The 766-nt window shown below is 31.3% G+C and carries 1 protein-coding gene and 1 pseudogene; one reads left to right on the top strand and one right to left on the bottom strand.

The genetic code is table 11. The annotated features are described in order from the left end of the window. Window positions 1-165, bottom strand: a 165-nt coding sequence (locus tag ACFINC_RS10480) for a DNA polymerase III subunit chi (protein ID WP_375617174.1), incomplete at its 3' end; no start/stop codon positions are given. Between the two features lie 405 nt (window positions 166-570). Between ACFINC_RS10480 and ACFINC_RS10475 the strand changes: the two are divergent. After that, window positions 571-766, top strand: a pseudogene (locus tag ACFINC_RS10475) (LPS export ABC transporter permease LptF); the annotation flags it as partial.

Genomic DNA, 766 nt, shown 5'->3' with positions numbered 1-766 from the left:
TGATTCATCAGCATAAACCCATAAATGCATATCGATAGAATCGCGTTGTTCTTTACTCACACATTGTATTGTTACCTTACCAAAACGCGCTAATGCCCGCTCTACAAGCGTTGGCAAAATATCTTTCAACGTTGACTGCGTCAAATGATAGAATAAAATATCCAACCTCTTAAGCCCTCTTTACCCTTTATAAAAAAGCTAACATCTTTTTTAGAGAAACTTCTATATCCTTCATATAAAAGGGAAACGCTTCAAGATATAAACCTCTTTTTCGATTGAGATGGATTATCTTTTTGCCCGTCATTAAAAAACTCTTTAAAAGATATTTTTTTATTTCTAACATTAATAAAAAAGTTTTTTAAATTATTTGGTAGATTCTTTGTAGACTATCGTTAAAAATAAAATATAATATGTGAAAAATTAAAGGGGATTTAACGAGAGATTTTATATTATCTATTTGCTAAAAATGTCCAATTCAGGGAAGGATGTTTTTTGAATTTTATTACATTTTAACTAAAAGCAGTAAAAATATTTGCTATCGAATTAAAGACTGAGGGTGTTCCCCAATTTATGCGTATTATTGAGTTTTACATCCTGAAACGTGTCTCTTTTCTATTTAGTTCTGTTTTGATTGCAGCAGTGGGCGTTAGTTGGACAGTGCAAATTCTTGCACGGATAAATTTTCTCACAAAAAGTACACAAACACTCCTCACAGTCGTGCAATTATCACTCTCATTGGTTCCTTCTGTTATTTTTCTTGTCATTC

This window comes from Bartonella sp. AP58NXGY (assembly GCF_042195785.1).
Lineage (GTDB): Bacteria > Pseudomonadota > Alphaproteobacteria > Rhizobiales > Rhizobiaceae > Bartonella.
Note: the sequence above shows the minus strand (reverse complement) of the source record. Positions and strands in the feature narration are given on the sequence as shown.